Source organism: Myxococcus sp. AM010 (assembly GCF_013372585.1).
GTDB classification, from domain to species: Bacteria; Myxococcota; Myxococcia; order Myxococcales; family Myxococcaceae; genus Myxococcus; species Myxococcus vastator.
In genome coordinates, this window is the sequence record NZ_JABXEO010000095.1 from 22,606 (window position 1) to 30,365 (window position 7,760).

Below are 7,760 nucleotides of genomic sequence, written 5' to 3' on the forward strand. Positions count from 1 at the left end.
GAGTTGCATGACTTCCGGAACTGAGGCGGCGGAAAGCGCCAGCAAGCGGGAGTCCCGAGCCGAGGCGCGCGCCAGGGCAGCGCGGGTTCAAAAAGTCGCCGAGGTCCTCGTCGCCCAGCACGCCAAGAAGGAGGCGCCCCCAGGTCCTGAAGCGCGGCTGGAGCAGCGCATCCGGGACGTGGAGGCCGCGGCCCAGGGGGCCGACGCGGGCACGTCCCTGGCGACGGCCATCACCGCGCTGGTGATGGAGGCCACGAAGGAAGTGGAGCCGGAGGCCTTGGCGGAGGACACACCCACCGGTGAGGACGCCCAGGCACCTGCTCACGCGGAGAGCATCTGGAGGGTGAGGGGCTTCTCCGTGTGGGGCCTGGCCTTCTGGGCGGCGCTGTTCGCCGCGCTGCAGTTGGCGCAGTGGGTGGTCATCGCCCTGTCGCGGGACTACCACGACGCCATCTCCCGCAAGGCCAGCCTGCTCACGGGGTTGGAGCCGGAGGACGAGGAGTTCCCGCCGCGCGTGCGCCTCAATGTCCCGTGGCTGCGCAAGAAGCTGAAGCGCCGCTGGCGGGCCTTCCTGCTGCTCATGGTGGGGGTGCCGGCGCTGGTGCTGCTCACCGTCCCGCTCATGTTCGCTTCCCGTTTCGCCTTCACGGCCCTGTTCACCGCCTGGAGCGCGTGGTGGTGGGTGGTCTTCACCGCCGCCAAGAGCGCGCGGGCCTGGGAGCCGTCCGCGGGGCCCACGCGGCCACCCTGGTTCCTGCGGGGGTGGACGGTGCTCACCACGCGCGTGCCGGGTCTGCGGTGGGGCGCGCTCCAACGGTATGGCGCGTCCTGGGGACGGCGCACGGAGGAGGTCTTCGCGCCCATCTCCAGCACGGAGCGATACCCCTGGGTGTTCGCCGGGCTGGGCGTGGTCCGCTTCATGGGCTCCTTCCCGCCCATGAAGTTCTTCGTCCGGCCGCTCATCCCCGTCGCCTCCGCGCACCTGCTGGAGGAGGACGTGGCCGCGGCCAGAAAGGCGCTCGCCGCCGGTGCGAACGCCTCTCCGCCCGAAGCCGAGGTGCCCCGCCCCGCCGACGTGTGGTGACGGGAGGGGGCGCCCCCCGCGCCGCCCGGCTCAGGAGTCGTCGCGCGAGCGGTCGTCGTTCCCATCCGGCGCGGGCCCATCCGGCAGCGGCGGCGCCAGGGGGCCCAGCGGCGCCGTCATCTCCAGCCGCTCGCCCGTCTCGCGCGAGTCCGGCAGGTCGATGAGCGCCTGGAGCTGCAGGCTCACCGCGCGGAAGAAGCCCGTCAGCAGCTCCGGCCGGTCCGCGAGCAAGTCCAGGAAGTCACGCCGGTCGATGATGAGCACCCGCGTATCCACCCCGGCCACCATGTCCGTGGGACGCGGCGCGCCGTCGAGCAGGCTCACCTCGCCGAAGGCCTGCTTGCCCTGGAAGCGCAGCACGTGCTCGCCGTCGTGGAAGGCATCCACGGCGCCGTCGACGATGACGTAGAGCGCGTCGCCCGGGTCACCCTGGGCGTAGATGCGCTCGCCCGCGCGGAACGACGCCTCGCGAGCCACGGCGGCGATGGCGGCGATGTCGTCCACGTCGCACTGGGAGAAGACACTCACCCCTTCCAGCGCGAACATCCGCTGGACTGTCCTGTCGCTCATGTCACCTTCCTGCGGGAGCACGTGCAGCCCGTTCACCCACGCCACATGGCGGGCACACGCGCGCAGCACGCCGTCCTCGCTCTGGACCAGCGCCGCCAGCCGCCGCCACAGCCGGCCGGGCGCGCCGGGCGGAAGCTCACGGTGGTGCGCCTCCACCTGCTCCATCACCAGCTCCCGGTCCTCTTCGTCGACCAGGTTCTCCAACAGCTCCAGCGCCAGCGCGCGACGGCGCGGGTCCGGACCCACCAGGTTGTAGTGGATGCCGCGCATCACGTGCGACGGATGGAGCAGCCCCAGGAGGAAGAAGCACAGCTCCAACGCCTGGTCCATCCGGTCGCCCACCGCGCGCGTGAGCAGCGAGCCATCCCCCAGCGCCGCGCGCAGGTCGCGGAAGGCGCCCACCAGGTTGCGGTAGACCTCGCGCCGCCGGCCCAGGGCTTCACGCACGCGCTCCGCGTCCACGGGGTGCTCGGGGTGCTCGTCGCGCAGGCGCGACATCTGCGCGCCAATCCGGAAGTGGAGGGACGCGTCGTCGCGCACGTTGGAGAACAGCAGCGCGTCCAGCGCCGCCGGGGTTCCGATGCCGCGCAGCACGCGGGGCAGTTGCAGCCGCATCGCCAGCGGCGCCACGCGGTTGTTGAGCTGGTCCTCCACCAGCGGCGTCACCTCGTCTCCCAGCGCCACCAGCGCCTCGCGCGCCGCCTTGCGCTCCTCGCGCCAGGTGAGGAACGGCAGCAGCCGGGGCGCCAGCTCCGCGTAGCCACCCTTGCCCACCGCGACCAGCGCCACGTGCCGCACGGAGCCGTCCGCGTCCTCCAGGTAGCGCGCCAGCGGCTCCGCGAAGCGTGAGTCCTGGATGCGCCCCAGGAGCCGCGCCACCTCGCGGCGCTCGGACACCGGCGCGCCCTCGCCGCGCGACAACATCGCCCGCAGCGCGTCCAGCGCCACGGCGCTCCCCGTCGACTTCACCAGCGCGCCGATGGCCGCGCAGCGCAGCCCCACGTCCGGGTGATTCAGCAGCGCGGGCAGCAGGCGCTCCGCCCGCTCCGGTGACAGCCGCGCCAGGGCCCACACGGCCTGGTCCCGAGGCCGGCGCGGCCCTTCCTCCACCAGCCGCTCCAGCACGGGCGCCAGCTCGTGCGCCTCCAGCTCCAGGGCCAGGGAGACGCCGCGCTCCAGCACGCGCTCGTGCGGGTGGCGCAGCAGCGCGGACAGGTGCGGCCGCAGCGGCACCTCCGCCTGCTCCATCATCGCCACCGCCCGCAGCACCCGCTCCGGAGACGGCGCCGCCAGGGCCTCGGCCAGCAGCCGCTGCTCCTCCTCGCCCTCCAGCGCCACGTCCTCTTCCTCGGGCGCGCCCACCTGCTCGCCCAGCGCGGCCACGTACGCGGACTTCAGCCGCACCAGCAGCAGCCCCAGCGCCGCGCACATGCCCACCACCGCCACCGCCATGGTGACGCCGTTGGCCGCGCGGCCCGCGCCGATGAGCAGCAGACCGGCCAGCACCACGCCGCCCTTGCGCAGCAGCCCATCCACCGTGGCGCGCAGGCCCTCGCGTTGGTCGTCCGGCACCGCGGTGTAGAGCAGCTGGATGCCCACCGGGAGGATGGAGTAGCTCACCGCCGTCTCCACCAGCCGCAGCAGGTGCACCGGCCACAAGCTGGGCGTGACGAGCGCCGCGCCCGCCAGCGGCGCGAGGACGAGCGGCACCATCGCCACGTAGCGCAGCAGCCCCAGCCGCTTCAGCAGGCGCTGCGCCACCAGTAACTGGAAGGCCACGCAGAACAGGCCAATCCACAGCTGGAGCGAACCGAAGAGCGCCGTCAGCGCGTCCTCGCTCAGCGTGCCCTCCAGGCGCAGCCGGAAGAGGTAGTCCACGAACGACGACAGCACCGCGAACGCGATGCCCAGCGCCGCCAGCACCTGGGCGTAGGGGCTCTCCGCCAGATAGCGCAGTCCCAGGAAGGACGCGGGGCGTCCGCGCGGCGGCGTGGGCGGCAGGCCCTTGTACAGGTGGTGGAAGATGGCGCCCGCGGCCAGCAGGCCCACGGCGCCGCTCACCACGATGGCCGGCGTGCCCAGCTTCACCGCCAGGCCCTGCACCAGCAGCCCTCCGGCGATGCCTCCGCCCATGCCGAAGCCGTTGAGCGCGGTGAAGGCCCGGCGCGCCTCCCGCGCGTCGAACGCGGCCGCCATGCGCCCCCAGAAGCGGAAGGACACGAACGTGGAGAAGGTGTCCGCGAAGAGGTACAGCGCCAGCGCGGGCATGCGCTGCCCCGCGGACAGGGCCCCCGCCAGCACCAGCGCCACCACGCCGCCCATGCCCGTCAGCAGGCCCGGGGACTCGAAGGGCGAGCCCGGCTTGGAGCGCGGCAGCACCGTCATGGCCGCCGTCATCAACGCGCCCAGCAGGTACAGGTACGGCAGCGCCTGGGATTCGAAGCGCGACAGCACCAGGGCGTTGGAGGCCGTCTTCAGCTGCGTCACCCCTGCGATGAGCGCGAACTGAAAGGCTGCCGCCGGCAACAGGCGGCGGTTCCATGATGAGGAGTCGGAGGGGGGCACGGTGCGAGTGCGCGGCAGCCTACTCCACGCCCTCTCGCCCCTTGAATAGCGCTGTCGTGCGAGGTGCCGCCCGCCTGCTCCCCGGACGGCGGGCATGTCACTTCGGACACCTTCACCCGACTTCCGCCGCCCTCACTGAAATCGTTGGAGCCGCGATGAAGGTGCCGCGAGCCCGCCCGCACGCGCGCCGCCGCGGCTAGACTGTGTCGGTGACGACCGCCACCGACACCCTGCTGGACGGCACCCACACGGTGCTCACCCCCGAGTACGTGGAGTTCCGCTTCACGCTCGCGGGCCTGTACTCGCGCTTCCTGGCGTGGCTGCTGGACGCCATCATCGTCACGCTGCTCACCGGCACCATATTGACGACGCTCAGCCTGGTGATGTTCGCCTTCCCGGGCTTCGCCAGCGCGCTGTCCATCGTCATCTACTTCCTGGTGGACTGGGGCTACGCGATGACGCTGGAGACGGTGTGGAGCGGGCGCACCGTGGGCAAGCGGGTGATGTCGCTGCGGGTCATCCAGGAGAGCGGCGTGCGCATCGGCTTCTACCACGCGGCGCTGCGCAACCTGGCGCGTCCGGTGGACCGGCTGCCCCTCTTCTACCTGGTGGGTGGGCTCACCGCGCTCGTGTCCGGCTCCCAGCAGCGGCTGGGGGACATGCTGGCGGGGACGCTGGTGGTGCGCGAGCGGCGCCTGAAGGTGCCCTCCGCCCTGGGGACCCCCGGCGAAGAGGGGCTGCTGGCGGATCCGCTCTTCGTGTCGCGCGTGAAGCGCCTGTCCAGCGAGGAGCGGGAAGTGGTGCTGACCGCGGCCCTGCGCCGCGAGGAGCTGCGCATGGAGGCGCGGCTCCGGCTGTTCGCGGCGCTGGGGGCACGGCTGCAGGACGCGCTGGCCATGGAGAAGCCAGCTCACCTCTCCGACGAGAAGTGGGCGCTGCTGGTGGCCGCGGCCCTGCTCCCGCGCAAGGGACAGGCTAGAAGTACGCCGCCGCGCCGACAGACAGCGTGAGCGTGCGCTGCGTCTTCTCATTGAGCGCGATGTAGAAGTTGTACTGCGCGCGCGCGCCCACGCTCACCGAATCCGACACGAAGAAGTCAACGCCGACGTTGGGGCCAATGCCCACGAAGTTGCTGACGCTGTCCTTGAAGACGATGAGGTAGCTCAGATCGGAGCCCACATAGGGGCGGATGGACTCCTCCATCAGCAGGTACCGGATGCCAATGGACGGCGCCAGGCCCACCACGCGCCGCTCGTTGCGGTCCGTGGTGTCGCGAGGGAACGCAAGCTTCGACAGCGAGACGACCTCGAAGCCGTTCTCGATGTAGAGGCTGGCGTCAATCCCCACGAAGAACGCGTCATCCAGGCCGTTCGTCCGGTTGAAGTCCATGTAGCCCAGTGACAGGCCCAGGCTGCGGTTGGCGAACTGGGCATGCGCGGGGCTGGCCGACAGCAGTGCCAGGGTGAAGCCGAGGGTGCAGAGCAGGGTACGCATGGGCCGCGACTCTACCGGCGTAACCCCCGGAAAACAGCCTGGATTCAAGCCACTCCGGGCGTTGCCTGGGCGCGGGCGCTCTCCTACACTCGCCCCGCCATGCGTGCCCGCCGACTTGTTGCTGCGCTGTCCCTGGTCTCCGCCCTGCCCTTCGTCGCCTGCGTCCGGACCCCGCCGCCCCACGAGCGGGCGCTCATCAACAATGAGCTGTGCTCGCAAGAGATGGCCAAGGGCGACCTGACCCGCGCGGAGACGTTCTGTGATTTGGGCCTGGAGTTCTCTCCCCAGTACGCGGACCTCTGGTCCAACAAGGGCCTCATCGCCATGTACTCGGGCCGCCAGGATGACGCGAAGAAGCACTTCATCAAGGCCCTGCGCTACAACCAGGAGCACCTCCAGGCGTACCAGAACCTCGGCGCCATCTACATGCAGGAAGGCGCGTACGGGAAGGCGCACGACAACTTCCGCCGGGCCCTGAAGGTCAACCCGGACAACCTGGAGTCGCGCTACAACCTGGCCCTCTCCCTGATGAAGATGGGGAAGATGGACGAATCCAAGAAGGAGCTGCGCACGCTCCTGGCCGTCAACCCCGGCATCGCCGACGCGCACCACACCCTGGGCGTCATCGCCTATTCGGAAGGTGAATACGACGCGGCTGGCGAGCACCTCTCCCGAGCCACGCAGCTGGTGCAGGACTCGCCCCTGCTGTGGCACGACCTGGGCACCGCGTTCATGGAGCTGGGCCGCTTCCCGGAAGCGCGTGAGGCCTTCGCCAACTGCGCCCAGCTGGACCCCAGCAACAGCAGCTGCATCAACAACCTGTCCCTGGCCCAGCGCAAGGCGGCCCTCACCGACGCGGCCTTCAAGGAGATCAAGGACACGCAGCAGGCGGAGAACTCCGCGCCCGCGCTGTTCATGCTCGCGCGTCAATACCGGGAGAAGGGCCTGCTTGCGGAGGAGGAGTCCACCTACCGCAAGTGCGTCAAGCTGGACGCGAAGTTCGCCGCCTGCCACTACGGCCTCTACGAGCTCTTCTTCGAAGCCCACAAGCGCGAGCACGCGCAGATCGCCTGCAAGAACTTCCTGAAGTACGGGACGTCTGAGGAATTCCCCACGGAGTACCAGACGTGTGAGAGATTCCTGAGCGACGCGACGTTCTGATGTCCCGCCTCCCCGACTCCCCTCCCTTTCGATGAGCGTTCGTCTCACCGTCACGCAGCGCAGCGAGGCCGGCGCGGCCCAGAGCACCGAGTTCGTCCTCGACGACGCGGTCATCACCCTGGGCCGCGACAAGGCCTGTCAGGTCGTGCTCGCCCAGCAAGCGGTGTCGCGCAACCATGCGCGCATCTGCCAGGACGGGACGCTCTTCTTCGTGGAGGACCTGGGCAGCTCGTACGGCACGCAGATCAACGGCAGGCCCGTGCCCAAGGGCGAGAAGCGGCTGCTGCGCAACGGCGACGTCATCGCCATCGCCACGTTCGACGTCCGCTTCGAGCGGGTGATGGACCTGAGCGTCGAAGCCGGCGGGGAGAAGACGTCCTTCATCGCCCGGGGCATGGTGAAGGACGCCATGCGCGGCCTGGCCGGCGGCGGCGAGGAGCGCTACCTGCGCTTCATGAACGGGCCTCGCGAAGGCGAGCGCATCGAGCTGGGGGACGCGAAGGAAGTCATCCTGGGCCGCGATGAGAAGGACGCGGACATCATCCTCAAGGATGACCTGGTCTCCCGGAAGCACGCCAAGGTGCGCCGCGACTGGTCCGGCACGCACGTGGAGGACCTGGGCAGCCGCAATGGCATCAAGGTGAACAAGAAGCGGGTCAACCGCCGGCAGCTCAAGGACGGGGACGAGCTGGAGGTGGGCGCCACCCGCTTCCTGTACGTGGACCCCACCGAGCCGGCCGAGGAGCCCGTTCAGCTCGCCGCCGAGGTCAAGGCGCCGCCGCCGCCCTCGCCCCGTCGTCCGCGCCCGGAGCCCAAGCCCGTGGAGCCCCCGCCGGAGGAGCCCGCGCCTCCGCCCGAGGAGCCCGCGCCCCCGCCGGAAGAGCCG

General features: G+C 70.8%; 6 protein-coding genes. 4 read left to right on the top strand and 2 right to left on the bottom strand.

Features of this window, described 5'->3' with window-relative positions; genetic code table 11:
- The first annotated feature begins 7 nt into the window (after positions 1–7).
- Positions 8–1,084: a hypothetical protein gene (locus HV826_RS31040; protein WP_255217503.1), complete on the top strand. Its 1,077-nt coding sequence runs from the start codon at positions 8–10 to the stop codon at positions 1,082–1,084.
- 30 nt (positions 1,085–1,114) lie between these two features.
- Here the strand turns inward: HV826_RS31040 and HV826_RS31045 are convergent, their stop codons facing one another.
- Positions 1,115–4,219 carry a cyclic nucleotide-binding domain-containing protein gene (locus HV826_RS31045; protein WP_176420680.1) on the bottom strand — a complete coding sequence of 1,035 codons (3,105 nt, stop codon included), beginning with the start codon at positions 4,217–4,219 and terminating at the stop codon, positions 1,115–1,117.
- Between the two features lie 203 nt (positions 4,220–4,422).
- On the opposite strand from HV826_RS31045, the gene HV826_RS31050 reads away from it, so the two are divergent.
- Positions 4,423–5,229, top strand: a complete 807-nt coding sequence (locus tag HV826_RS31050) for an RDD family protein (RefSeq protein ID WP_176420681.1) — start codon at positions 4,423–4,425, stop codon at positions 5,227–5,229.
- Here the strand turns inward: HV826_RS31050 and HV826_RS31055 are convergent.
- Positions 5,195–5,713 (bottom strand): outer membrane beta-barrel protein, encoded by a 519-nt coding sequence (locus HV826_RS31055; RefSeq protein WP_176420682.1) that lies wholly within the window; start codon positions 5,711–5,713, stop codon positions 5,195–5,197. The genes HV826_RS31050 and HV826_RS31055 overlap by 35 nt on opposite strands.
- A gap of 222 nt (positions 5,714–5,935) precedes the next feature.
- Between HV826_RS31055 and HV826_RS31060 the strand changes: the two genes are divergently transcribed.
- Complete coding sequence (locus tag HV826_RS31060; protein WP_176420684.1) at positions 5,936–6,874, top strand: tetratricopeptide repeat protein; 939 nt, start codon at positions 5,936–5,938, stop codon at positions 6,872–6,874.
- A 31-nt stretch (positions 6,875–6,905) separates the two neighbouring features.
- A partial coding sequence (locus tag HV826_RS31065; protein ID WP_176420683.1) for an FHA domain-containing protein occupies positions 6,906–7,760 on the top strand: 855 nt, incomplete at its 3' end.

Bases quoted from the DNA above. Each gene is read 5' to 3' on its own strand.
- HV826_RS31040 (WP_255217503.1), top strand. From the start codon at position 8: ATGACTTCCGGAACTGAGGCGGCGGAAAGCGCCAGCAAGCGGGAGTCC.
- HV826_RS31055 (WP_176420682.1), bottom strand. From the start codon at position 5,713: ATGCGTACCCTGCTCTGCACCCTCGGCTTCACCCTGGCACTGCTGTCG.
- HV826_RS31060 (WP_176420684.1), top strand. From the start codon at position 5,936: ATGGCCAAGGGCGACCTGACCCGCGCGGAGACGTTCTGTGATTTGGGC.